This is a genomic window from Ralstonia mannitolilytica, from assembly GCF_000954135.1.
GTDB classification, from domain to species: Bacteria; Pseudomonadota; Gammaproteobacteria; order Burkholderiales; family Burkholderiaceae; genus Ralstonia; species Ralstonia mannitolilytica.
Genome location: NZ_CP010800.1, coordinates 613,090 through 637,189, shown reverse-complemented (window position 1 = coordinate 637,189; position 24,100 = coordinate 613,090). Strand labels below are relative to the sequence as shown.

Genomic DNA, 24,100 nt, shown 5'->3' with positions numbered 1-24,100 from the left:
GAAACGCGCCATGGCGCCGCGCCCTTAAGGGATGGCCACCGTATCGAGCAGCCGCTGCGCCAGCGCCGTGGCCGACAACGTGCCGCCCGTGGGCAGCAGCCGGTGCGCCGCCACGGCCTTGAAAACGGCCTGCACGTCTTCGGGCAGCACGGCGTCGCGGCCGTCGATCAACGCCCATGCGCGCGCCGCTGCCAGCAGCGCCAGCCCCGCACGCGGCGACAGGCCCATCTGCACCTGCGCATCGGTGCGCGTGGCGTTCACCAGGGCCAGCACGTAGTCGACCAGCACGGGCGCCACGTGCACCGCGTCGGCGGCAGCCTGCAGCGCCACCACCTGCGCGGCCGTCAGCACCGACTCGATGTCCTGCGGCGCGCCACCGCCGAGGTACAGCGCCCGCTCCGACGCTTGATCGGGATACCCGAGCGACAGCCGCATCGTGAAACGATCGAGCTGCGATTCGGGCAGCGGGTGCGTGCCGATCTGGTTCAACGGGTTCTGTGTCGCAATGACGAAGAACGGGGCGGGCAGCGGATACGTTGCGCCGTCATGCGTGACCTGCCCTTCGGCCATCGCTTCGAGCAGCGCGCTCTGCGCCTTGGGGCTCGCGCGGTTGATCTCGTCGGCCAGCACCACCTGCGCGAAGAGGGGGCCCGGGTGGAATTCGAAAGCGCCCTTCTCTTTCACGTAGATCGACACGCCGATGAGGTCGGCCGGCAGCAAGTCGCTGGTGAACTGCACACGTTGGTACTGCAGCCCGAGCGTGCGCGCCAGCGCGTGCGCCAGCGTGGTCTTGCCCACGCCCGGCAGGTCTTCGAGCAGCAGGTGGCCGCGCGCCAGCAGGCACGCCAGCGCCAGCCGGATCTGCAGCGGCTTGCCGAGCACGATGCGCTCGAGCGAGCGCTGCGCCTGCAACAGGGCGGCCGGCAACTGCGCCGCTTGCGGCGTGCGGATGGTAGAGAGGGGAGCTTGGTTGGGCGTCATCGGGGCGGGTGCGGCCGGAGCAACAATGCCAGCGAGTGTAGCGGTATCGCACGACACCCGCGCGCCCGGTGTCCGGCCCTGCTCACATCAGCAACGGAACAGGCCGGGGCTGCGTGCGCGCTACCACATCAGTCCGGTTTGCGCGCGGGGATAGCCGCGTCGAGCAACACGCGTGCCGTGCGCGGCAGGCTCCGGATCAGGCGCGGCGCATCGGTGCCGAAGGTCTGGCTGGCGGTATAGGCGCCTTCAATGAGGAAGGCGAGGTCGTCCGCCAGCGCGTCGGGGTCGGTGGCGCCGGCGGCCTGTGCGCGATCGCGCAGGCGCGCCAGCAGCGTCGCCTTGTTGCGCTGGACGAACTGGCGCGCAGCGTGCGACGGGTCGGGAAACTCCGCCGCCACGTTCACGAACGGGCAGCCGCGATAGCCGGGCCTCGATGCCCGCTCCGAGACGTCGATGAAGAACTGCAGCAACTGCGCGCGCGCATCGTCGGGATGCTTCGCCATGCTGGCGTCGAAGTAGCCCCAGAAGCTCTGGTCGCTGCGCTCCAGATAGGCGAGGACGAGGTCGTCCTTCGACTTGAACTGGCGGTACAGGCTCATCTTGTTGACGCCGGCCTTCTCCACCACCGCTTCCACACCCACGGCCCGCACGCCTTCGTAGTAAAACAGCTGACGTGCGGCTTCGAGCAGGCTTGCGTGTGCGTCCTCACCGCTGATGCGGCGCGGCTTCGGGGGGTCGATATTGGGAAGGGCGCGTGGCCCACGTGCTGCCATGGTGATGCTCCTGCGGGCGCGGCGGGGCACAAAGACCCTGTTCCCCTGCCGGCGCCGGTGACATTCGATGCGGCTTGACATGTTACCGATCGGTACCTACTATCGCAACCACGTTGTTACCGGTCGGTAACGAATAAGATATTGCCACCCCCACAAGAATCGGATGCCCCTTCCATGCAACGCCTCGCCCGCCTAGTTGCCCCCCGTTTCCACTACAGCTGGATCGCCCTGGCCGTGGTTTTCCTGATCCTGCTGTGCGCAGCCGGCACGCGGGCCACGCCCAGCGTGATGATGCTGCCGCTTGAGCACGAGTTCGGCTGGAGCCGCAGCACCATCTCGCTGGCCATTTCGATCGGCATTGCGCTGTACGGATTGACGGGCCCGTTCGCGGCGGCGTCGATGCAGTATTTCGGCATCCGCCCGACGGTGCTCGGTGCGCTGGCGGTGCTGGTGTCGGGCACGGCGCTCTCGGCGATGATGCACGAGCCCTGGCAGATGGTGCTGCTGTGGGGCGTGATGGTGGGCGGCGGCACGGGCGTGGCGGCCATCACGCTCGGTGCAACGGTGGTCAACCGCTGGTTCACCACGCACCGCGGGCTGGCCATGGGCATCCTCACGGCCAGCTCGGCCACGGGGCAGCTCGTGTTCCTGCCGATGATGGCGGCGGTGGTGGAGCGCTACGGCTGGCGCCCGGTGGTGCTGATCGTGGCCGGCGCGCTCGCGCTGCTGCTGCCCATCGTTGCGCTGCTGCTGCCGGAGTCGCCCAAGAGCGTGGGCCTGCGCACGTATGGCGAACCCGCCGATGCGCCGGAAGCGGTCCAGGGCCCGCGCGCCAACCCCATCACCCTGGCCATGCAGACGCTGCTGCAGGCCATGCGCCGCCGCGATTTCTGGCTGCTGTTTGCGAGCTTCTTCATCTGCGGGGCGAGCACCAACGGCTATATCGGCACGCACTTCATCGCCATGTGCGCCGATCACGGCCTCACCGAGGTCAAGGGCGCGAGCCTGCTGGCTGCCATGGGCATCTTCGACCTGGTCGGGACGACGCTCTCGGGCTGGCTGTCCGACCGCTACAACAGCCGCGTGCTGCTGTTCTGGTACTACGGCCTGCGCGGGCTGTCGCTGATTTACCTGCCGTATGCGTTCGGCTTCGAGTTCTTCGGCCTGCCCGTGTTTGCCATCTTCTACGGGCTGGACTGGATCGCCACCGTGCCGCCGACCGTGCGCCTGACCAACGACGTGTTCGGCAAGGCCGCAGCGCCCATCGTCTTCGGCTGGATCGTGGCGGGGCATCAGTTGGGCGCGGCGTTTGCCACGCTGGGTGCGGGCATGATGCGCGCGTCGCTCGGCAACTACACGCTGGCGTCGATGATCTCGGGCGGGCTGTGCGTAGCGGGTGCCTTCCTGGTGCTGCGCATTCACCGCACGCCCAAGCGCGATGCCGAAGGCGCCAGCCAGCCGGCGACCGCGTAGTCAGGGTTTCAGGAAACCGTACCGGGCCAGCACAGCCTGGCCTGCCGGCGACAGCACGAACGCCACGAAGTCGGCCGCCTGCTGCGGCTGCTTCGTGCCCGACGTCACGGCGATGGGGTACGTGAGCGGCACATTCAGCGGCACGGGGCTCGCCACCTTCACCTTGTCCGCGGCGATGGCCGCATCGGTCGAGAACACCAGGCCGGCTTCGACCTCGCCGCGCGCCACATAGTCGAGCGCCTGGCGCACGTTCTGCGCCAGCACCGCCTTGGCCTGCACCGGCTCCCACAGCCTGGCGTTTTCCAGGGCGTGCCGGGCATAGCGGCCCACCGGCACCGATGCCGGGTTGCCGATCGCCACGCGCTTCACCTCCGGCCGGACCAGATCCTTCAGCGCATGCACGGGCACCGTGCCGGCCGCGGGCACGATCAGGACGAGCTGGTTGGCCACAAAATCCCTGCGTGTATCGGTCTGGATGACGTGCTCGGCCACCGCCTTGTTCATCGCCTCCTGATCGGCGGAGGCAAACACGTCGGCGGGCGCGCCTTTCACGATCTGCTGCATCAGCATGTCCGACGCGCCGAAGTTGAGCACGACCTTGGTGTCCGGATGCTGCGCTTCGTACTGCTGCGCGATCGCCTTGAAGGCATTCGTCAGGCTGGCCGCGGCCGAGACGACCAGGTCTGCCGCATGGGCCGGCGCGGCGGCCCCCACCGAGAGCGCCGCCACCAGACCCAGGGTGCGCAGCCGCGCGCGAAGCATCAAACCTTGCATGAGGACACCGCCTTCGTAAAGGGAAAGACCGCCCGTAATATACGAGTCGATATAACGACCGGTCAACGCAGCCTGGCGGAATGCCGGGCATCACGCGCTGGCCATGGCGGTTCGGGCCGCTTCGTCGATGCAATCGGCAAGACGCCCCGCAATCGGCTGGCGGCTGTGACGCGGGCGTTCGATCAGGCCGATCTCGCGGTAGAACGTGTCATCGCCCAGCGCGATGGCGCGCACGCCGGGCGGCCAACCGTCTTGCGCGGCGGTCTGCGGCGCCAAAGCCACGCCCTGCCCGCGCGCCACGAGCTGCGTCATGCCGTGCAGCTCGTCGAGTTCGATCACGTCGTGCGGGGTGATGCGCCGGTCGCGCAGGAACTGGTCGACGCGGCGCCCGCCGAACGAGCGGCGGTCGTAGCGGATGAACGGCTGATGCTCGAGCAAGACACGCCAGTCATCGCCGGGCAGGCTGGCGGGCACCAGCAGCACGAACGGCTCGGCCACCAGCGTGCGCCATTCGAGGTCGGCCGGCACCGCAAACGGCGGGCGGATGAGCACGGCCAGGTCGATCTCGCCAGCGTCGACCAGGCCGAGCAGGTCGAGCGAGACACCGGGCAGCACGCGCGCGCGGCAATGCGGGAATTCCGCGCGGAACTGCACCAGCGCATCGACCAGGAACGACGTCTGCACCGAGGCAATGGCCCCGACGCGCACGAGGCCGCGCTGCTCGTTGCCGCCGGCCTGGTCGCCCAGCCGCTCATACAGCGTGACGATGTGCTCGGCCAGCGCCAGCGCATCGCGTCCGGCCGCATTGAGCGTGGCCGAGCGGCCCGTGCGGTCGAACAACGAAAAGCCGAGCGAGGCTTCGAGCCGCTGGATCTGCGCGCTCACCGCCGACTGCGTGAGCCCGATGCGCTCGCCGGCGCCCGCAAACGTGCCGTGCCGGGCGACGGCAATGAAGGTCTTGAGTTCTCGAAGCATGAGGCGCGCGGATCAGGGCAGAGACGCAAGGATACGCGCGCCGCACCGTCCTACCTGGCAAACAGCGAGGCCATGTTGGCAAACGCTTTGATCTCCAGCGCGTTGCCCGACGGGTCCAGGAAGAACATCGTGGCCTGCTCGCCCACCTCGCCCTTGAAGCGGATGTGCGGCTCGATGATGAACTCGATGCCGGCAGCGCGCAGCTTGTCGGCGGCGGCTTCCCACTCGGGCATGGACAGCACCACGCCGAAGTGGCGCACGGGCACGTTGTCGCCGTCGACGGCGCTGGTCTTGCGGTGGCCGACTTCGTCGGGCGCCAGGTGCGCCACGATCTGGTGGCCGTAGAAGTTGAAATCCACCCAGTCCGGCGCGCTGCGGCCTTCCGGGCAGCCGAGGATGCCGCCGTAGAAGGCGCGCGCGGCGGCGATGTCGTGCACGGGAAAGGCCAGGTGGAACGGGGCAAGCACAGGTGTCACGTCGCTCATGGTGAAGGGCAGGCCGCAGAGTTGGATCAGGTGGCACCGGTACGGGGTGGGGGGCCACCCACGCACCAGGCCACGCAGTGAGTCTATGCGCATCCATTCATCCAAAAAAAGCGATGTTTTTTTGGACTGAGCCCCGCATATTCTGATTGTTCGACCAAAAAGAAGCCGCCCAACGGCGGCGAAAGAGACACACGGTGAGCGCGCCTGCAGGCACGGCAGACGCGCGAAGACGAAGCGCGATCAGGCGAACACGAACGGCGTCATGGCTGCGGCGGCATTGGCCAGCGGCAGGCGGACCATGCAAACGGTGGCGTCGCCGGGCACGTTGCTGATGCGAAAGCCCGCATCGCGCGCCAGGCCGATCATGCGGCGGTTGGTGGAAAGCACCTCGCCAAAGATCTCGCGTGCGCCGGCCACGCGGGCCGCACGCACCAGCGTGGCAAACAGGCGGCGGCCCACACCCTTGCCCTGCCACGCGTCGGCCACCAGCATGGCGAACTCGGCCGCACCGTCTTCCATCACGAAGCGGCCATCGGCGATGAGGTCTTCGCCCGTGCCGTCGGGGCGCGCCACGCTCACCACCAGCGCCATGTGGTTGACGTAATCGATCTGCGTGTAGGCCGCGAGCATCTCGTCGCTCAACCGGCCGCCCCCGACGAGGAATCGCGCATAGCGCGATTCGGAAGACAGCCCTTCCACCAGCGCTGCCTCCAGCGGCGCGTCTTGCGGCAGAATCGGGCGCACGGTGGCGATGGAGCCGTCGTGCATGGTCCAGCGGTCGATCCATTCAGCGGGATAACGATGGATGGTGTACAGCATGGGGATCTCCTCACGCGATGGATCTTGTTGATCTTGTCTGGACCGCCAGCACGGGATCACCGCCTGACTTTTCAATTTGAATCCAGCTTAGCAGAAACCCTGGCTTTTGCAAATAAAGTTAGTGGACTATCCTGTCTGATATGAAGATCCCCGAGCCTCTACCCGTTCCGCCGGCCCCCGAGCTCGTTACGTCGATGGACGAGCCATGCTCGATCGCGGCCGCCGTATCGATCGTGGGCGAAAAATGGACGCTGCTCGTGCTGCGCGAGGCGTTTTCGGGCGTGACGCGGTTCGATGAGTTTCTGCGCCGCACGGGGTGCTCGTCGGCGATCCTGTCGTCGCGCCTGAAGGCGCTGGTGGCGCACGGCATCCTGCGCCGTGTCCCGTATCAGGAACCGGGCGACCGGGTGCGCGACGCGTATCGCCTCACGCGGGCGGGCGTCGACCTGCTGCCCGCCATCGTGGCGCTGATGCAATGGGGCGACCGCTACCTCACGCCCGACGGCGAAGGCCCGATGCTGTTGCGCGACCGCGAAAGCGGCACCCCGATCCATGTTGCGCTGGTCAACGCGCTGGGCCAACCGGTGGCGCCGCAGAATTCCATGCGCGAGCGCAACCCGCGTTATCGTCATGGCAGCAATTGCGCTGCAGATGACGACAACAAGCCGCAAGTGGACGGGTAATGCACAACTTTACACGTTCATGAAAACCCCCTATCGTCGCGGATGAACGGGGGAATGGCGGCTTTCGGCCGGCCTTTTCATGTGCAACGCCCCGTGCCCGGCCACCGCCCGTTGGCGGCCCTTTCCGACCCCCGACCTCGCCGCTCACGCCCGGACCCACGCCTGCCATGCCTGATGCCGTGGTACCGCTCTACCACCAGATCTACGTCGTCCTGCGTCAGCAGATTCTCGAAGGCAAGTTCGGGGAGGGTCCGATGCCCGGCGAGATCGAGCTGGCCCGCCAGTTCGGGGCGTCGCGCGTCACCATGCGGCGCGTGTTCGACTACCTCGTCAAGGAAGGTCTCGTGCGCCGCCATCGCGGCATGGGCACGTTCGTCGTCAAACCCGATGATCCGGTAGCGGTCGGCGGCGGCAACCAGACGCTGCTGCAGAACATCATCGACGTGGGCGAGCGCACCTCGGCCGTCGTCGTGGAATTCGAAGACGTGCAGGCCCCGCCCGACGAGGCCAAGTGCCTCGAAGTCGCGCCCGGCACCCCGATCAAGAAACTGGTGCGCGTGCGCCATCTGGAAGATACGCCCATGGCGCTCATCACCACGTGGCTGCCGCTGGACGTGACGAGCAAGCTCACGCTGGACCGCCTGGCCAACCAATCGCTGCTGCGGCTGATCGAGGGCTCGGGCGTGCGCATCGACCGCGCATCGCAAGTGGTGTCGGCACGGCTGGCCGACGTGGCGACCGCGCAATACCTGGATGTGGCGGTCGGCGCGCCGCTGCTCTCGGTGCAGCGCATCGTGCGCGAAATGAGCGGCCGTCCCGTCCAGCTGCTGCAGGGCCTCTACCGGCCCGACCGCTACGAATACCGCATGGAGCTCTCGCGCGTGGGCGAAGACCGCGCCCGCCTGTGGATCGACAACGCCGGACACGATGTCCAAGGCGGCCACAGCGAAGACGTCGAAGAAGCGCCCACCCCAGCCCGCACGCGACGCTGACACCACGGCCGGCGGGGTTATTGGCCGCCTGCACGGCGCGCGGAAAGTTGCTAGCATCGGCGCTTCGCTGCAACGCAGCAATTCCTCCATGAGGTTCCCATGTCGACCTCGCCAGCGTCCCCAACGCCTGCTGCTCCGGCTTCGGCCTCGAATTCCACCACCCCGACCACGCCCGACACGCAAGGGCTGATCCGCCTGCTCACCGCCGGTGCGGGCATCAGCGTCGCGTGCATCTACCTGAACCACCCGCTGCTCGGACTCATCAGCCGCGATCTCGCCATCACGCCGCACGCGCTGGGCGTGTTGCCGACGCTCACCGCGGCCGGTTATGCCAGCGGCATCTTTTTCTTCGGCCCGCTCGGCGATCGGTACGACCGTCGCCTCGTCATCCTGTGGAAGGCGGTGCTGCTCACGCTCGCGCTCATCGGCAGCTGCCTCGCGCCGAACCTGCCGCTGCTGGCCGCGGCGGGTTTTGCGGTCGGGCTGTCGGCCACCATCGCGCAGGACTTCGTGCCCAGCGCCGCCGCCATCAGCACCGACCAGAACCGCAATCGCAACATCGGCACGGTGATGACGGGGCTGTTGATCGGCATCGTCGGCTCGCGCGTATTCAGCGGCATCGTGGCCGACCACTTCGGGTGGCGCGCCGCGTTTGGCGTGTCCGCCGTGGCGATTGTCGGGCTGGCCATTGCCGTGCGTGCCGCACACTTTGGCGTGGCGCCCTCCCCCGCGACTGCGGGGCAGCCCTACCTCACGCTGCTGCGCTCGCTCGGCACGCTGTTCATGCAGCATCCGCGGCTGCGCGCGTCGGCCATCACGCAGGCCTTCATCGGCATTGCGTTCTCGGGCTTCTGGTCAACGGTGGCGCTGCACCTGACAAGTTCGCTCGGGCTGTCGACGGGGCAAGCCGGCCTGCTCGGCCTCGCAGGCGCTGCCGGCGCACTCGGCGCGAGCATCGCCGGGCGGCTCTCGGGCCGTGTCGCGCCGGGTCACATCGCAGCGGGCGGCGCCCTGCTGATGGCGATCACGTTCGCGGCGATGGCGCTGTTTCCGCACGCGCTCGTCGCCATCGTGATCGGCACGCTCATCTTTGATGTGGGCGTGCAGGCCGCACTCGTCTCGCACCAGACGATCATCTACGCACTCGCGCCCGAAGCGCGCAGCCGCGTCAACGCGGTGTTCATGACGATGCTGTTCATCGGCATGTCGGTGGGGGCGTATGGCGCCAGCCTCGCGTGGAATGCGGGCCGCTGGACGGGCCTCATGGCGTTCTGCACGGTGTCGGCACTGGTGGCGTTCGGACTGCGCGTGGTGTTCAACGCGCGGCAAGGGCCGCGTTGAGTCGGAACGGTGCGGCCGCACACCGGCGGCCGTACCCGTTTCTGCGTCGCACATGCGGGCCTGGCAACACCGCATCGCTTCCGCCGGGGCGATTCCGGAGCGCGGCAACGCGCGACATGTCGCTACAATTCTGAGGATCAGCTTACGCTGCCCATCAGAACAATCCGCACTGAGACGCTCCCATGGACACCACTGCCACACCGCACGCGGTCGACCCGCACGACACGCGCCGCCGCATCTTTGCCATCGTCGGTGCATCGTCGGGCAACCTCGTCGAATGGTTCGACTTCTACATCTACGCGTTCTGTTCGCTGTACTTCGCGCCGGCGTTCTTCCCCAGCGGCGACCGCACGACGCAGTTGCTGAACACCGCCGGCGTGTTCGCGGCGGGCTTCCTGATGCGCCCGATCGGCGGCTGGCTGTTCGGTCGCATTGCCGACAAGCACGGCCGACGCACCGCGATGATGATCTCGGTGCTGATGATGTGCGGTGGCTCGCTGCTCATTGCAGTGCTGCCCACCTACGCGCAGATCGGTGCGCTGGCGCCGCTGCTGCTGCTCGTGGCGCGGCTGTTCCAGGGGCTGTCGGTCGGCGGAGAATACGGCACCAGCGCCACCTACATGAGCGAAGTGGCGCTCAAGGGCCGGCGCGGCTTCTTTGCATCGTTCCAGTACGTCACGCTGATCGGCGGCCAGCTGTGCGCGGTGCTCGTGCTCGTCATCCTGCAGCAGCTGCTGACCACGGCCGAGCTCAAGGCCTGGGGCTGGCGCATCCCGTTCGTGGTGGGTGCGCTGACGGCGCTGATTGCGCTGTACCTGCGCCGCTCGCTGCATGAAACGCAGACCACCGAAGCGCGCAAGGCCGAGCACGCCGGCACGATCCGCGGCGCGTGGCAGCACAAGGGCGCATTCCTGCGGGTGATCGGCTTTACCGCCGGCGGCTCGCTGATCTTCTATACGTTCACGACGTACATGCAGAAGTACCTCGTCAACACGGCGCACATGGAAGCCAAGACGGCCTCCAACGTGATGACCGGTGCGCTGTTCGTCTACATGCTGCTGCAGCCCGCATTTGGCGCGCTGTCCGACCGCATCGGCCGCCGCAACTCCATGCTGTGCTTCGGCGTGTTCTCGGTGCTGGGCACCGTACCGCTCATGAAGGCATTGGCCACCGTGTCGAGCCCGGTGGAAGCCTTCGGCCTCGTCACGCTGGCGCTCGCCATCGTGAGCTTCTACACGTCGATCAGCGGCCTGATCAAGGCCGAGATGTTCCCGCCGGAAGTGCGTGCGATGGGCGTGGGTCTGTCGTATGCCATCGCCAATGCCGTGTTTGGCGGCTCGGCCGAGTACGTCGCGCTGTGGTTCAAGCAGGCGGGTACCGAATCGACGTTCTACTGGTATGTGACGGCGCTGTGCGCGGTGTCGCTCGTCGTGACGTACTGGATGCCCGATCCGAGCAAGGAAGGGTATCTGCGGCACGAGCCGTGAGCGGCAAAGCGCGGCCGGCCGCCGCTGCGCCGGGCCGCGCAACGTCTGATGGCCGCCTGCCCGACAGGCAACGGCCCGGATGACGCCGTTGTCCGCGATAATGGCGACCGCGCGGCGCCGCGACAACGCTGAACATCGTCGCTGCGCCGACATTGCAACAAGGAGAATTCACCATGCGCGACATCATTGACGGTTTTCTGCGCTTTCAACGCGAGGTCTATCCGCAACGGGTAGAGCTTTTCAAACAACTTGCGACCTCACAGAACCCCAAGGCGCTGTTCGTGACGTGCTCGGACAGCCGCGTCGTTCCGGAGCTGCTGACACAGCGCGAACCCGGCGAGCTGTTCGTCATCCGCAACGCGGGCAACATCGTCCCTTCGTATGGCCCTGAGCCGGGCGGCGTATCGGCGACAGTGGAATATGCGGTGGCGGTGCTGGGCGTGCAGGACATCGTGATCTGCGGCCACTCCGATTGCGGCGCAATGGGCGCTATCTCGCGCTGCACGTGCCTCGACCACCTGCCGGCCGTGGCGAGCTGGCTGCGCCATGCCGACGCGGCGAAGGTCATCAACGCGGCGCACACGTTCGACTCGCCCCGCGCCAAGCTGGACGGCCTCGTGCGCGAAAACGTGATCGCCCAGCTTGCCAACCTGCGCACGCACCCGTCGGTTGCGCTCGCGCTCGAGCAGGGTCGCCTGAACCTGCATGGCTGGGTGTACGACATCGAGCGGGGCAGCATCGACGCCCTGGATGGCGCGACGCGCCGCTTTGTGCCGCTGGCGGATTCGCCCGCCACGGTGGCCGTCGCGTCGCGCGGGCAGCGGCAAGGCTGACGCCCATGACCGGGCCCTTCGGGCACCGGTCTGTACCCAGCTATGCGGCGGGGGTGGCTCCCGCCGCTCAACATCAATCTGCGGATTGCCGGCTCGCAGGATGCTGATCCTGCACCAGCAGACCCGCCAGCGCCTCCTCCAGATTCGGGAAGCGAAACCGATAGCCGGCCTCCAAGGCCCGTCGCGGTTGCACACGTTGACTGCCGAGCAGCAACACGGACATTTCGCCCAGCGCCATGCGCAATACCCAGGCAGGCACCGACAGGAACATCGGCCTGCGCAGCGTCGCCGCCAGCGTGCGGGCAAAGTCTGCGTTGCTGACACGGTCCGGTGCACACGCATTGAAAGCGCCCCAACCATCGGCGTGGTGCAAAAGGAAATCGATCAGACCGACCACGTCGTCAAGATGGATCCACGGCATCCATTGACGCCCACTGCCAAGCCGACCGCCAAGCCCCATGCTGAACGGCAGACGCAGCCTGGGCAACATGCCGCCTTCGCTTGCAAACACGGGCGCCGTGCGCAGTAACACGACGCGCATGCCGAGCGCCTCGGCACGGCGCGCTTCCTCCTCCCACGCGACGCAGAGTTGACTGCCAAAGTCGTCGTTGCCAGCGCCGCTGTCTTCATCCAGGGGTTCCTGCCCTCGATCGCCATACCAGCCGGTGGCAGATCCGGAAACCAGCACGCGAGGCGGCCGCTCGCAACGGCCGAGCCAATCCACGAGTTCCCGGGTCAGATCGACGCGGCTGCGCCATAGAAGCTCTCGTCGGGCCGCGCTCCACGGGCGATCGGCAATCGGCGCGCCCGCCAGATTGATGACTGCATCCAATGGCGCGGCACCGTCCAGCTCTCGCAGCGCTGCGATGCCGCGCGCACCGGCACACAGCCGCGCGACGCGTTCAGGCGTACGGCTCCAGACCACCAGATCGTGCCCCTGCGCCTGCCAGTGGCGGCACAGTGCCCGCCCGATCAATCCGGTGCCTCCAGTCAGCAGGATGCGCACGATGGGGCGGCCTCCTTATTGCGGTTCAACGCAGTCATAACGCCTCCAGCCTTGCGCGCACGTCTTCGGCGCGCTTGCGCAGGACGTCGCGCTCTTCGGGTTCCATCTTGGCGAGTTGTCGATAGACCATCGACAGCCGCGGGTTACGGCCGAACACTTCACTGTGGCGCGCAAAGAAATCCCAGTACAGCGCGTTGTAAGGACATGCGCGCTCACCGACGCGCTGCTTGCTGTCGTAATGGCAGCCCTTGCAGTAATCGCTCATGCGGGAAAGATAAGCGGCGCTACTGACATACGGCTTGGTGGCAATGCGGCCGCCGTCTGCCCATTGGCTCATGCCCACCGTATTCGGCAGCTCCACCCATTCGAATGCGTCGATGTACACGCCGAGGTACCAGCGGTGCACCTCGTCCGGCGCGAGCCCCGCCAGCAAGGCGAAGTTGCCGATCACCATGAGGCGCTGAATGTGATGGGCATGAGCGGTTTGCAACGACTGGCCGATGGCGAGTTGCAGGCAGCGCATCTGCGTCTTTCCGCTCCAGAACCAGGACGGCAGCGGCGCATTGTGGTTCAGCACGTTGCTCGAAGCGTACCCGGGCATGTGCGCCCAGTAGATGCCGCGTACATATTCGCGCCAGCCCAGGATCTGGCGGATAAACCCCTCCACGGCAGGCAATGGTGCCTTGCCATGCCGATACGCTGCCTCGGCGCGATCGATCACCTCGCGCGGATTCAGCATCTTCACGTTGAGCGAAAAAGACAGCAACGAGTGGAACAACCGCTGGTGGCTGCTGCTCATGGCGTCTTCAAAATCGCCAAAGTGCGGCAGCACCTGCCCGACAAACGCGTCCAGGCAGGCCAGCGCTTCAGCGCGGTTCAAAGGCCACCGCAATGCCCCGGCCTGCGGGTTGCCGAACGACTTCACACCGCTGCGTTCAATGGTCTCCCACAACGCACGGTGATCATGCACAGGACGCACGTCGGCGGGCTCCGGCGGCGAGCCGCGCCACGGCTTGCGGTTGTCATGATCGAAATTCCACTGTCCGCCCTCCGGCGCCCCCGTGCCGTCGAGCAGCACACCAAAGCGGCGGCGCATCTCGCGATAGAACCGCTCCATGAGCCATTGCTTGCGGCCGTCAAACATCGCGGCAAGTTCATGCCTGCCCGTCAGGAAGTGTTCGGAATCGACCTCGCACGTCGACAGCGACTGCGCTGGCGCCCAACGACGCAACTGTTCATCCAGGCGCCACTCGTCAGGGGATTGCCATTCGACCCGCTCGGCGCCGTAGTGCCGGGCGAGCGCGGCGAGATTCTCGGTCACGGACTGGCGGTTGCTTTCATCGTCGATCGCCACATACCGCACGCGGTGCCCGGCCGCCCGGAGACCGCGCGCAAAGTCGCGCATGGCCGCAAAGATGGCAAGGATCTTCTGCGCGTGGTGCAGGACGTAGTCCGTTTCCTGACGCACTTCCATCAGCACGTAGACGACGTCCGCGTCCACCTCCGCAAACCATGAATGCAGCGGGTTGAGCTGATCGCCCAGCACCAGCCGGAGAATCTTTGCGCGTTGGTTCATGTCATTGCGCCGCGTGCTCGCCTTCGGTCTTGTGCATACGCCCTCGCGCTACTGAGACGGATCCTGCCGCTCATGGGATACCAAGATGAGCGCGTTCGTATCAATGCCCAGCGCACGTGCGCGTGCAAAGATCGCCTCCCGCTGCGCGGGGTCGAGTTGCTTGTCCCGCGTCAATACCCAGCAGTAGCTGCGGTCCGGCCCGACAACCAGCGCCCAGCGATAACCCGGATCGAGCGCCGCCACGTGATAGCCGCCATAAAACGGACCGAAGAAGGACACCTTCAGCGAGCCCGTATCGGGGCTGCCCACGAACAGCGCTTTGCCGACCGCCTCGCGCCATTCATTCTTGGCCGGATCGAAGCCACGATTGACCACACGCACGCTGCCGTCAGGTTGGGGCTGGTACGTGGCCGATACGTCGGTCAAGCCTCGCTCGAACGAATGATCGAGCCGTGCCTGCTCGTACCAGCGCCCCTGATACCGTTGAAGATCGAACGGCGTAACAGCAGTGATGCCTTCGGGCGGGCTCGTCGGCACACAGCCTGCCAGAAGCATCGTGCCTGCCAGCACCGGCACCAGTGCCCACCATTGCAAGCGCGCGCGCACTGCACGCAGGCCACGCTTCGCGCGTTGAAACGCGGTTGTCAACGCATCTGCCATTCAACTCCTCCCTACATGAATGCCGCCCATGGCGACATGAAACGCTGCACCACGCAGCGCGTCAACGAAATGCAGCAGAACGCGCGGCGCATTCCAAGCAATGAACACGCTTTGCGTTGGCAAATGCGTCTACACCCGATGAATCCCGTTGCAGATCGGTGTAAGCCATGAGCACGATTTGCATCGAGAAAATTTCGCACCGGCGCCTCCGCGTCAGAGGCTCTGTCAGTAGACTTTCAAAGCAGCCTGTTCAACGCTTGACCCCACGCACGCCCTCGCAATATGCCTGCCAAACGCGTTCACGCCGCCCGAGCCTTGGCGCTTGTCCTGTCTTCCATCATGAGCGTCGGCGCCTGGGCCGACTGCCGCGACACGGTGCCCGCGCCGCAGCTGTCAGGCAAGGGAGCGCTGTGCCTGCTGGGGTTCTGCCTCTACGACGCGCAGTTGTGGAGCGCTGAACTCCCGCCCAGCTATGACGCGCCCTTTGCGCTGGAAGTGACATACCGGCGCGCAATCGAACGAAGCCGCCTCATCGAAACCGCCATCGACGAAATTCGGCGGCTGCAGAGCCCCGTGCCGCCAGACGACACGCTCGCGCAATGGCAGCGCGCCATGACGCCCGCCTTCCCCGATGTCAAACCGGGCGACACTTTGTGCGGCGTGTATCTGCCCGGCCGCGGCGCACGCTTCTACGCAAATGGACAACTGACGACCGAGGTGAACGATCCCGCGTTTGCGCGCGCCTTTTTCGATATCTGGCTGGCACCCGGCACGCGCGCTCCGTCCTTGCGCCGTCACCTTCTGGGCAAGTCACGTTGATGCGCGCACGGCTAGTTGGCGTCTCCCGGCGACTGGAAGCCCGGTTGCCCGATCTGGCTCGGGAACTGCGGTACGCGCCGGAAACGCGAAATGTCGTAACCCATGGCCTGGAAACGGCCCAATGCCGCGCGATAGTCCGCATCGCTCATGTTGGGCTCGCGCGAGAACACCCAGCCGAGGCTTTTGTCCGGATAGCCGAGCAGGGTCACGCGGTATTCGGGGTCGACATACAGCGTCAGCTGCGACACGTAGATGGGCCAGAACAACCGCACACGCCATTCGCCGCCGCCGCTGCCGTCCACCACCGAATCGACGAACTGCATGCGTTTGAACGGCGCGTCGAAACTGCCGGGCCGATAGACGTACGCATCGTCGATACGGCCATCGGGCCGCAGCGACCATTCGGCATAGCTGCCGACATTGCCCCGTTCGCCAAAGTACGGAATGTTGGCGATGACATACCAACGCCCCATGTAGCGCGGCAGGTCGACCGAAACCGTCTGCAGCGGCACGGCCGCCAGCGGGTTCGGATTCGGCGGCGGGCCGGAGCAGGCCGTGCTGGCCAGCGCCAGCGTGACGACGGCCAGACAACGTGCCCAACGTGACAGGATGACCCCACGAGGGCCTCTTTGATGCGTTCTCATCGTGCTCTCCTCTATGCGGTGGCCGGACAGGCCGGCTGGTTTGTCTGCGTGCTGAGTGCCGCGCGCGACGCCGCGTGGGTCGGCATCGTCTTCGTCGCCGGACTGCTGGCGCTGCACTTGCGGCAAGCCCCCCAGCCGCGGTGGGAGTTGCGGCTGGTGGTGTGGGTCGTGGTGCTGGCGGCGCCGTGGGAAACCGTCCTGATACGTGCCGGCCTCATCGCCTATCCGCGCGGCACGTTGTGGGCCGGATTCGCACCGCCCTGGCTGCTGGCGCTGTGGGTGCTGTTCGCGATCCAAGTGAATGTCCTCTTTCGTTGGCTGCGCGGCAGATGGTGGCTGGCGATGGTGCTGGGAGCTGTTGCCGGTCCGCTCTCGTTTCGTGCGGGCGCAGCGCTGGGGGCCGCACATATTTCAGAGATGCCTACCACGCTCGGCACACTGGCCATCGGTTGGGCGATATGGATGCCGCTGCTGGTGTGGATGGGCGAGCGCACCGATGGCACCGGCATTTCGCCCTGACTACCGCTGCGGTGCCTAGCGCTTGACGAACCGGTAATGCGCCACGCCCCATTCGTTGCCGTTCGCATAACCGAACAACGTCGACACCGCCAGGTAAAACATGCGCCAGCGCTGAAACCACACGGCCGCCTGGGCCTTGCCGTAGGTCTGGACGAACACCGGCATCAAACGATCACGGGCCGCGTCCAGGTTGGCGAGCCAATGGTCGGCGGTGCGCGCGTAGTGCGTGCCGCTGACCCACCAGTGCCGCGCCATGCGCAGGTCGTCCTGGAATTCCAGCAGCAACGCCTCGGATGGCATCGTGCCGCCGGTGAAGAAGTACTTCGACATCCAGTCGGTGCCGTCCTGCACCTGAAAGTGATACGCCAGCGTGCGGTGCGCAAAGATGTGCACGAACAGCACCGCGTCCGGTCGCATCCATCGCGCGATCTTGCTCAACAGCAGGCCGTAGTTCTTCATGTGCTCAAACATTTCGATGGAGACAACGCGGTCAAAGCGGCCGCCCTTGGGCATCTCGGCAAACTCGAAATCGACGATGTTTCCGGTGTGCACGGTCAGGTTCGTCAGGCCACGCTCGGCGGCGCGAGCCTCGATCCAGCTGCGCTGGCCCCGCGAATTCGACAACGCCACGATGCGCGCGTTGGGATAGCGCTTGGCCATCCACAGCGACAGCGACCCCCAGCCGCAGCCCAAGTCGAGAATGCACTGACCGTCAGCCAGGCTGGCACGCTCGGCGTAGCAGGCAAACATTGCCTCTTCGGCCTCGGCCAGCGTTTCGTTGCCAGTCGGGTACAGGGCGCAGGAGTACTTCAACTGCGGCCCCAGATGGGCCTCGAAAAAGGCGGGCGGCAATTCGTAGTGCTGCGTGTTGGCCGCGTCTGTCTCGATGGCGATGGGGCTGCCGTGCAGCTCGTCCAGCAGTGCATTGAAACGCCGCGAACGCAGTTCGCCGTCGTTCAGGCCTTCGTCTCGCAGGCGTTGGCGCATCAGGGCGCGCATGCCGGCGCGCACCAGCCCATCCGGCAGCCACCCGCGCTCGCAGCACTGGATGAGCCAGCCGTCACTGGCGTCGGCCGCAGCCTGCGGCGGTAGGGTCGGCGTGGACAGTGCAGTCATGTGGGCTCCTTGGATCTGTACGTCTGGTATCAGTGGCGCGGCGGCCAGGGGATCAGTACGCTCGTCGTGCGGGCGTACTCGGCATAGTCATCGCGCGTGGCGTGCATGTGGGCCTCAAGCATCGGAACGCCCGAAACCTTGACGAGCAACCACGCCATGGCCACGGGCGGCAACAGCGTGAGCCATGCCCAGGGCGACCCGAGCGCCAGGGGCACATAGGCCAGCCAGTGCACGCATTCAAAAAAATAGTTGGGATGCCGCGAATAGCGCCACAGCCCCACCTGGCAGGTCTTGCCACGGTTGGCCGGGTCGGCTGCAAAGCGGCGCAATTGCCCGTCTGCCACGGCCTCGCCCGCCACAGCCACCAACCACAGGGCCACCGCAATCGCCATGGCGAAAGCGCTGGGAGAATCCGGCCGGTAGCTCGGCACGGCAAACGCGATCGACAGGAACATCGACACCGCCGCCTGCAACTGGAAGAACCCAAACATGTTTCGCGATGCGGCCGGGCCCCACTCCTCACGCAACTTGCGGTAGCGCGCGTCTTCCGGCTTGCCGGCGTTGCGCCGCCACAGGTGCCAGCCAAGGCGCGCACCCCACACCGCACCGCCGGCCCCGACCAGCAAGCGTGCCGGCAACGAACCGGTGCTCAGCGCCGCGTAGAGCAACGCCACCACGCCCAGCGAGAACGCCCAGACGGGATCGACCATGCCGGCGTTCCTGGTGCTCAACTGCCATGCCCACACGGCACTGAACACCGCCACCAGAAACACCAGCGCAACGAGTGCAACGCCGATCGCCGACATCGTCACCCCCGCTGCAGCAGAAACTGCGACACGCCGATCCGCCCCTCGTCAAAGCCGGCCTCGCAGTACGCGAAGTACAGCCGCCAGATGCGGATGAAGGGCTCGTCGAAGCCGAGCGCGCGCACGGCCTCCAGGCGGGCTTCGAAACGCTGGCTCCAGCGGCGCAGTGTCTCTGCGTAGTCGCGGCCGAAGTCGAGGCGGTCGACCACACGCAAACCGTGTTGCTCCGCCAGCCGGATAAAGCGCTCGCGACTGGGCAACATGCCGCCCGGGAAGATGAACTGCTGGATGAAATCGGTGCCGGCGCGGTAGCGCTCGAAATGCGCTTCGTCGATGGTGATGCTCTGCACCAGCGCGCGGCCGCCATGCCGCAGGCAGCGCACCAGCGTCCGGAAGTAGCTCGACCAGTACGCCTCGCCCACGGCCTCGAACATCTCGATGGACGCGATGGCGTCGTACGCCCCGTCCAGGTCCCGATAGTCACGCAGCTCCACGCGGGCCCGGGGCTCGTCGGCCAGGCGCTCGGCCGTATAGCGGCGCTGTTCTTCCGAGAGTGTGATGCCGTGCACGTGTGCACCGCGCGCGCAGGCCATCTCCATCAGGCCGCCCCATCCGCAGCCGATTTCCAGCACATCCATGCCGGGCCCTACCCTCAGCAGGTCGCACACGCGCCGGTACTTGGCGGCTTGCGCCTCAGCAAGGCCATGCCGCAGATTGCCGTTGAACCAGGCCGACGAATACGCCATGCCTTCGTCCAGCCAGAGGCGATAGAAATCGTTACCCAGGTCGTAATGCAGATGGATATTGCGACGGCTGCCGCGGCGGCTGTTCCGGCGCAGCAGGTGGCGCAGGCGCAGGACGGAGCGCGCCAGCGCATTCCCGAAGATCGCCTGGTCCAGCGTGGCCGCATTGACGATGGCCAGCCGCAGCAGGTTGGTGAGGTTGCCCGAGTCGATCCATCCGTCGCGATATGCTTCGGCAAAGCCCACGTCGCCGCTGCGCAGGATGCGTCCGCAGGCGCGCCAGTCGGTGATGCGCAGATCTGCCACGAGGGGCGACGCGGCATCGCCGATCTGCACCTCGCCATCAGGCGTGACAAGGTGAAGGACGCCGTGCCGCAGCCGCCCGGCCAGCGCTAGAAACAGCCGGCCGGCAGCAGGAACATGGGGCGGCACCCAGGCAAGGGAGCGCGAGGCGGTCATCGGGAGTTCTCCGGAGAAGATCTGTCGTGCGGGACGCGGCCAAAAAACGGCACGCCCTTGAACCACAGGCGCAGGGCCTGCCAATGGATGCGGCCGATGACCTGCAGTGCAAGCAAAGGCTGGCGCAGCAGCGCGCGTCGCAGGTGGGCGGCATCGAACGGCTGCAACCGGCCGCCGATGGCGGTCTGCAGCAAGGCGCCGTCTCGGTCGTGATAGTCGATGCGCACCAGCGCCGTTGCAGCGCCCTCGGCAAAGCGGAACCGATAACCGCCCTCGACCCGGCAGAACGGCGAGACATGCAGTTGCTTGCGGCACGTCAGCACGGTGTGCGCGTCGATGGCTCCGCCGTCGTGCGCGCACAGCAGGTATCGATGGTGCTGCCCGAAGGTGTTGTTGACCTCGGCCAAGACCGCGCGCAGCGTGCCGGCCGCGTCGTGGCAATACCAGAACGAGACGGGGTTGAACATCCAGCCGGCAATGCGCGGAAAGGTCTGCAGCCAGACCTCGCCATCGGCAGGCAAACCCGCGCTGCTCAGCACGCCACGTATCCACGTGAGCAGGTCCGTGCCGTCGCGCGGGCCGTAGTCACGCACGCGCAAGGACAACGGGCGGAGGCAGTCGACGCCGAACCACGCTCCGGTCAGGCGACCCAGCGCGGAGAGCTTCACGCGCACGGCAAACACCGGATAGACGAAGCGATTGGCGACCGGCCGCAGGCGACGGTGCATGACCTGGCCGACGAGAAGCTGTGCGTCGCCGTTCATGGCGCCACCTGTGCCCAGGCCGGAGCGCAGCCGAAATCCGCCACGACGCGCAACGCGGACTTCAGGCCGTCTTCGTGGAATCCGTAGCCGGTCCAGGCGCCCGCAAACCAGGTGCGGCTGCGGCCCTGCAATGCCGGCAGGCGGGCCTGCGCGTCGATGGCCGGTTGGTCGAACACCGGATGCTCGTATTCGAAGCGCCGATACTCAAGCTCGGGCGCGGGCGGCGCGGATGGATTGAGCGTGACCACCACGGGCGTCGTCACCGGCAGCGGTTGCAGCTGGTTCAGCAGATAGCTGACGCACGGCGCGCCCGCCGTTGCGCCGGCGTGGGGCGCGTCCAGATAGTTCCAGGCCGACCACACGCGCCGCCGACGCGGCAACAGGCGGGTATCCCGATGCAGGAATGCGGTGTTGGGCTGGTACCGGAAAGCGCCCAGCACGGCGCGCTCGTCGTCGGTGGCATCGTCGAGCAGCTGCAGCGTCTGCGGTGCATGCGTGGCGAGCACCACGGCGTCGTATCGCTCGCTTCCCGCATCCGTGCGGATATCGACATGGGCCTCTGCCCGGCGGATGCCGCGCACCGGCGTGCCGACACGCACATCGGCCAGCCGGCCGGCAATCGCCTGCACATAGCTGCGCGCACCGCCTTTGACGGTCCGCCAACGCGGCCGGTTGAAGACCTGCAGCAAGCCGTGGTTCAGACAGAACCGAAGGAATGTTTCGGCCGGGAACGCCAGGATCTCGCGGCTCGGCGTCGACCAGATGGCGGCTGCCATCGGCAGCAGATAGTGCGCGCAGAACGGCTCGCCATAGCGGCCGGCCGCCAGCAGCGTGCCGAGGCTGTGGCGCTCGTTGCGCGCCATGGCCAGATTGGCGTGCGCCTGGCGGTTGAAGCGCAGGATGTCGCTCAGCATCGACAGGAACCGCGCCGAGACCAGATTGCGCGGCTGCGCAAAGACCGTGCTGAGGCTGGTGCCGGCCCATTCCAGCGCCCCGCCGTCGACCGATACGCTGAACGACATGTCGCTCTCGCAATGCGCTACGCCAAGCTCGTCGAACAACGCAATGAGGTTCGGGTACGTGCGGGCATTGAACACGAGAAAACCGGTATCCACGCCAAAGACCTGCCCGCCCTCCTCGATGTCGACCGTATTGGTGTGCCCGCCAAGCCGTGGCGCGGCCTCGAACAGCGTCACGGCGTGCCGCTTCGCAAGAAAATGCGCCGCCGCCAGCCCCGAGATGCCGGAGCCGACCACGGCAATGCGCTTTGCAGGAAACTGAAGAATGTTCAAGGCGATGCCTCTTGGGGTGGCTGGGCGCTCATCCGCCGTGGCGGCCGGGCAGCAGCGCAAGAAACTCGCGCCGCAGGCTGGGATCGGTCAGAAACACGCCGCGCATCACGCTGCTCACCATGCGCGACTCGTCGTCTTTCGTACCGCGCCAGTGCATGCAGTAGTGCTCGGCCTCCAGCACAACGGCCAGGCCGTCGGGCGCCATGCGGTCTTCCAGCAAATCGGCGATCTGCTTGATGGCTTCTTCCTGGATCTGCGGACGGCTCATGACCCAGTCGATCAGCCGGGCGTACTTGGACAGCCCGATCAACTGGGAGTCCTGGCGCGGCATGACGCCGACCCACGCGCGCCCCATCACCGGACACAGGTGGTGCGAGCAGGCGCTGCGCACCCGCAACGGCCCGACCACCATCAGCTCGTTGAGCCGCTCCGCATTCGGAAACGCCGTCACTTCGGGGGCTTCGACGTAGCGGCCGGCAAACACCTCGCGCACGAACATCTTGGCGACGCGGCGCGCGGTTTCCCGGCTGTTGTGGTCTTGTTCCACATCGATGACCAGCGCGCGCAGCACCGCCTGCAGGCGCTCCTCCACCTCTGCCTGGAGCAGATCCAGTTCACCCTCGCGCAGGTAGGCGGCGATGTTGTCGTTGGCGTGAAAACGGTGGCCGGCACTCATCAGCCGCTCCCGAATCCGGACAGAAAGCGGCACGCTGCCAGCCGCCCCGGCAAACCCGGGCGGATCCAAAGTCAGTTTCATTGAAATGCCTCCGAAAAGCGGGCGGCGCTCACCGCCCATGCCGGCTCAGCACAGCGCCCTGGCGGCGCTCTGTTGCGTATACGCGGCTAAGTGGCGGGTGGATGCATCGACTCGGCCCGTATGGCGAACTCCATCGCGTCTTCCAGCATCAGCCGCGCGCGGTTGGCGACATCGCCCAGATGCCGGTGCAGTTGCTCATCGAGCGTCGAGCGCACCGCGCAGCCGTCACTGAACCGCTCAAAGGCATCGAGTTGCCGGATCAGGTCGACAAGATGCCGTGGGCACTCGCACGCAATCGTCTGTGACGCATTGGCAAAGATGTCCAGTTGGCGGTCGGTGAAACGGCGCGCATTCCGACGCAGGGGCTCGAGCTTCCCGTAGACAACGTCGACGCGCACGAGCTGCGTCAACTCGTTCAGTATCTGGTCCAGTTCGGCCTGGGCGTTGGGGTCCCGATACAGGCGCACACCGGCGGCGCGCAGCATGTCGGTGGCGCGGACCGTGCCAAAGCTGTAGATCACGCCCACCGCACGCGTGCCCGTGCTGCGGGCTGCCACCAGGATGGCTTGCGCGGTGTCAGGCTGCAAGGAAGCCGCGTCGACGATCAGGACGTCCGTTCCAGCCGGTACCGCAGGCGGCACGTGTCCATCCAGGGCGGGGAGTTCAGAGACCGCGTCAACGCCGAGGGAGGCGAGCGTGGTTTTCCTGCGCCGCACGCGTTCGGCCAGCAGGCTGCCACAAACGGCGAGCGAGATTGCAGCGTGCCCGGCCACGGGCGGACCCGGCTCTTCGCTGGCCTGTGATGCTTCCAGAAGCTGTTCAAGCTCGGCGCTGCTGATGCGTGCAATCGTGCCGATCGCGTGTCCGCGATTGACCAGCGTCCTGAGCAGCGCCAGGCGCCGGACGTCTTCGCCGGAATACAACCGCTGGCCTGTCTCCGATTTGGCGGGCGAAATCACGCCGTAGCGCTGTTCCCACACACGGAGCGTGGACACAGGCATCCGGGCCATGCGGGCGGCTGTACCGCTTCGATACCGTGGCGTTGCGTTGTCTTCGTGTTGCACATGCGTCTCCATGCGAGCGCTGATTCGCTTACATGAAACGCGGTGGACGGGATAACGTCAACGAAATGTCGCGGGATACGCCACATTTTCGTACGATTGAACAGGATTTGAGTTGGATTTATGCGGAACGTCGTGCCGCCACAGGCAGACGAGGCCGCCCCCCCTTTCTGCCCGGCCGTTCCCAACGTGGTGCTATGCTTGCCCCCGCACGCCATTGCGTGCCCATCCCGGATGGCCCATTTCAATCCAATCTACGCAT

At 66.5% G+C, this 24,100-nt stretch carries 25 protein-coding genes; 8 read left to right on the top strand and 17 right to left on the bottom strand.

All coding sequences use genetic code 11. The annotated features are described in order from the left end of the window. Nucleotides 1-24: 24 nt before the first annotated feature. Both TK49_RS19575 and TK49_RS19570 read right to left on the bottom strand, forming a co-directional pair. Complete coding sequence (locus TK49_RS19575) at nucleotides 25-981, bottom strand: AAA family ATPase (RefSeq protein WP_045219252.1); 957 nt, start codon at nucleotides 979-981, stop codon at nucleotides 25-27. 128 nt (nucleotides 982-1,109) lie between these two features. Beyond that, the gene (locus TK49_RS19570; RefSeq protein ID WP_045219250.1) at nucleotides 1,110-1,754 is read right to left on the bottom strand and encodes a TetR/AcrR family transcriptional regulator; all 645 of its coding nucleotides are present in this window, start codon (nucleotides 1,752-1,754) and stop codon (nucleotides 1,110-1,112) included. Nucleotides 1,755-1,928: 174 nt separating this feature from the next. Between TK49_RS19570 and TK49_RS19565 the strand changes: the two genes are divergently transcribed. Beyond that, nucleotides 1,929-3,227 carry an MFS transporter gene (locus tag TK49_RS19565; RefSeq protein ID WP_045219248.1) on the top strand — a complete coding sequence of 433 codons (1,299 nt, stop codon included), beginning with the start codon at nucleotides 1,929-1,931 and terminating at the stop codon, nucleotides 3,225-3,227. Here the strand turns inward: TK49_RS19565 and modA are convergent, their stop codons facing one another. The 4 genes from modA to TK49_RS19545 all read right to left on the bottom strand — a co-directional run bounded on the left by modA (nucleotide 3,228) and on the right by TK49_RS19545 (nucleotide 6,280). Next, nucleotides 3,228-4,001 (bottom strand): molybdate ABC transporter substrate-binding protein, encoded by a 774-nt coding sequence (gene modA / locus TK49_RS19560; protein ID WP_045219245.1) that lies wholly within the window; start codon nucleotides 3,999-4,001, stop codon nucleotides 3,228-3,230. It abuts the gene before it with no gap. A 90-nt stretch (nucleotides 4,002-4,091) separates the two neighbouring features. Beyond that, entirely contained in the window at nucleotides 4,092-4,976 is an 885-nt protein-coding gene (locus TK49_RS19555; protein WP_045219243.1) for a LysR family transcriptional regulator, read from the bottom strand. A 50-nt stretch (nucleotides 4,977-5,026) separates the two neighbouring features. Continuing rightward, nucleotides 5,027-5,461: a VOC family protein gene (locus TK49_RS19550; RefSeq protein WP_045219241.1), complete on the bottom strand. Its 435-nt coding sequence runs from the start codon at nucleotides 5,459-5,461 to the stop codon at nucleotides 5,027-5,029. A gap of 240 nt (nucleotides 5,462-5,701) precedes the next feature. Further along, the gene (locus TK49_RS19545; RefSeq protein ID WP_045219239.1) at nucleotides 5,702-6,280 is read right to left on the bottom strand and encodes a GNAT family N-acetyltransferase; all 579 of its coding nucleotides are present in this window, start codon (nucleotides 6,278-6,280) and stop codon (nucleotides 5,702-5,704) included. Nucleotides 6,281-6,420: 140 nt separating this feature from the next. Between TK49_RS19545 and TK49_RS19540 the strand changes: the two genes are divergently transcribed. The 5 genes from TK49_RS19540 (at nucleotide 6,421) to TK49_RS19520 (ending at nucleotide 11,616) form a co-directional block, all read left to right on the top strand. Then, on the top strand, nucleotides 6,421-6,963 hold the full coding sequence (locus TK49_RS19540; RefSeq protein ID WP_045219237.1) for a winged helix-turn-helix transcriptional regulator: 543 nt from the start codon (nucleotides 6,421-6,423) through the stop codon (nucleotides 6,961-6,963). 167 nt (nucleotides 6,964-7,130) lie between these two features. Next, nucleotides 7,131-7,955: a GntR family transcriptional regulator gene (locus TK49_RS19535; RefSeq protein ID WP_045219234.1), complete on the top strand. Its 825-nt coding sequence runs from the start codon at nucleotides 7,131-7,133 to the stop codon at nucleotides 7,953-7,955. 99 nt (nucleotides 7,956-8,054) lie between these two features. Further along, the gene (locus tag TK49_RS19530; protein WP_045219233.1) at nucleotides 8,055-9,296 is read left to right on the top strand and encodes an MFS transporter; all 1,242 of its coding nucleotides are present in this window, start codon (nucleotides 8,055-8,057) and stop codon (nucleotides 9,294-9,296) included. A gap of 182 nt (nucleotides 9,297-9,478) precedes the next feature. Beyond that, a complete protein-coding gene (locus TK49_RS19525; RefSeq protein ID WP_045219231.1) occupies nucleotides 9,479-10,783 on the top strand; it encodes an MFS family transporter in 1,305 nt (434 codons plus the stop codon). A gap of 173 nt (nucleotides 10,784-10,956) precedes the next feature. Beyond that, nucleotides 10,957-11,616 (top strand): carbonic anhydrase, encoded by a 660-nt coding sequence (locus tag TK49_RS19520; protein ID WP_045219229.1) that lies wholly within the window; start codon nucleotides 10,957-10,959, stop codon nucleotides 11,614-11,616. A 73-nt stretch (nucleotides 11,617-11,689) separates the two neighbouring features. Here the strand turns inward: TK49_RS19520 and TK49_RS19515 are convergent, their stop codons facing one another. The 3 genes from TK49_RS19515 to TK49_RS19505 are packed head-to-tail and all read right to left on the bottom strand — an operon-like array spanning nucleotide 11,690 to nucleotide 14,858. Then, complete coding sequence (locus TK49_RS19515) at nucleotides 11,690-12,622, bottom strand: TIGR01777 family oxidoreductase (RefSeq protein WP_045219227.1); 933 nt, start codon at nucleotides 12,620-12,622, stop codon at nucleotides 11,690-11,692. 34 nt (nucleotides 12,623-12,656) lie between these two features. Continuing rightward, nucleotides 12,657-14,198, bottom strand: coding sequence for a cryptochrome/photolyase family protein (locus tag TK49_RS19510; RefSeq protein ID WP_045219226.1), 1,542 nt, complete (start codon nucleotides 14,196-14,198; stop codon nucleotides 12,657-12,659). A gap of 48 nt (nucleotides 14,199-14,246) precedes the next feature. Continuing rightward, nucleotides 14,247-14,858: a lipocalin family protein gene (locus TK49_RS19505; protein ID WP_099050680.1), complete on the bottom strand. Its 612-nt coding sequence runs from the start codon at nucleotides 14,856-14,858 to the stop codon at nucleotides 14,247-14,249. 339 nt (nucleotides 14,859-15,197) lie between these two features. On the opposite strand from TK49_RS19505, the gene TK49_RS19500 reads away from it, so the two are divergent. Beyond that, nucleotides 15,198-15,677, top strand: coding sequence for a chalcone isomerase family protein (locus TK49_RS19500; protein WP_045219224.1), 480 nt, complete (start codon nucleotides 15,198-15,200; stop codon nucleotides 15,675-15,677). An 11-nt stretch (nucleotides 15,678-15,688) separates the two neighbouring features. Here TK49_RS19500 and TK49_RS19495 read toward each other — a convergent pair whose 3' ends face one another. Beyond that, nucleotides 15,689-16,321 (bottom strand): lipocalin family protein, encoded by a 633-nt coding sequence (locus TK49_RS19495; RefSeq protein WP_240480066.1) that lies wholly within the window; start codon nucleotides 16,319-16,321, stop codon nucleotides 15,689-15,691. Here TK49_RS19495 and TK49_RS19490 point away from each other — a divergent pair. After that, on the top strand, nucleotides 16,310-16,840 hold the full coding sequence (locus tag TK49_RS19490; protein ID WP_045219221.1) for a DUF2878 domain-containing protein: 531 nt from the start codon (nucleotides 16,310-16,312) through the stop codon (nucleotides 16,838-16,840). The two genes, TK49_RS19495 and TK49_RS19490, sit on opposite strands and share 12 nt — an antisense overlap. Nucleotides 16,841-16,855: 15 nt before the next feature. On the opposite strand, the gene TK49_RS19485 is transcribed toward TK49_RS19490, so the two are convergent. The 7 genes from TK49_RS19485 to TK49_RS19455 form a co-directional block, all read right to left on the bottom strand. Next, on the bottom strand, nucleotides 16,856-17,956 hold the full coding sequence (locus TK49_RS19485) for an SAM-dependent methyltransferase (protein ID WP_045219220.1): 1,101 nt from the start codon (nucleotides 17,954-17,956) through the stop codon (nucleotides 16,856-16,858). Between the two features lie 29 nt (nucleotides 17,957-17,985). Further along, nucleotides 17,986-18,762, bottom strand: a complete 777-nt coding sequence (locus tag TK49_RS19480) for a DUF1295 domain-containing protein (protein ID WP_045219217.1) — start codon at nucleotides 18,760-18,762, stop codon at nucleotides 17,986-17,988. A gap of 2 nt (nucleotides 18,763-18,764) precedes the next feature. Then, nucleotides 18,765-19,964, bottom strand: a complete 1,200-nt coding sequence (locus TK49_RS19475; RefSeq protein WP_045219216.1) for an SAM-dependent methyltransferase — start codon at nucleotides 19,962-19,964, stop codon at nucleotides 18,765-18,767. After that, on the bottom strand, nucleotides 19,961-20,728 hold the full coding sequence (locus TK49_RS19470; RefSeq protein ID WP_045219214.1) for a DUF1365 domain-containing protein: 768 nt from the start codon (nucleotides 20,726-20,728) through the stop codon (nucleotides 19,961-19,963). Before TK49_RS19470 ends, TK49_RS19475 begins: the two co-directional genes overlap by 4 nt. After that, nucleotides 20,725-22,020, bottom strand: a complete 1,296-nt coding sequence (locus TK49_RS19465; protein ID WP_045219211.1) for an NAD(P)/FAD-dependent oxidoreductase — start codon at nucleotides 22,018-22,020, stop codon at nucleotides 20,725-20,727. The genes TK49_RS19470 and TK49_RS19465 overlap by 4 nt, the downstream gene beginning before the upstream one ends. 28 nt (nucleotides 22,021-22,048) lie before the next feature. After that, on the bottom strand, nucleotides 22,049-22,777 hold the full coding sequence (folE, locus tag TK49_RS19460) for a GTP cyclohydrolase I (RefSeq protein ID WP_045219208.1): 729 nt from the start codon (nucleotides 22,775-22,777) through the stop codon (nucleotides 22,049-22,051). Nucleotides 22,778-22,863: 86 nt separating this feature from the next. Continuing rightward, nucleotides 22,864-23,778, bottom strand: coding sequence for a MerR family transcriptional regulator (locus TK49_RS19455; RefSeq protein WP_233902565.1), 915 nt, complete (start codon nucleotides 23,776-23,778; stop codon nucleotides 22,864-22,866). Between the last annotated feature and the right edge of the window lie 322 nt (nucleotides 23,779-24,100).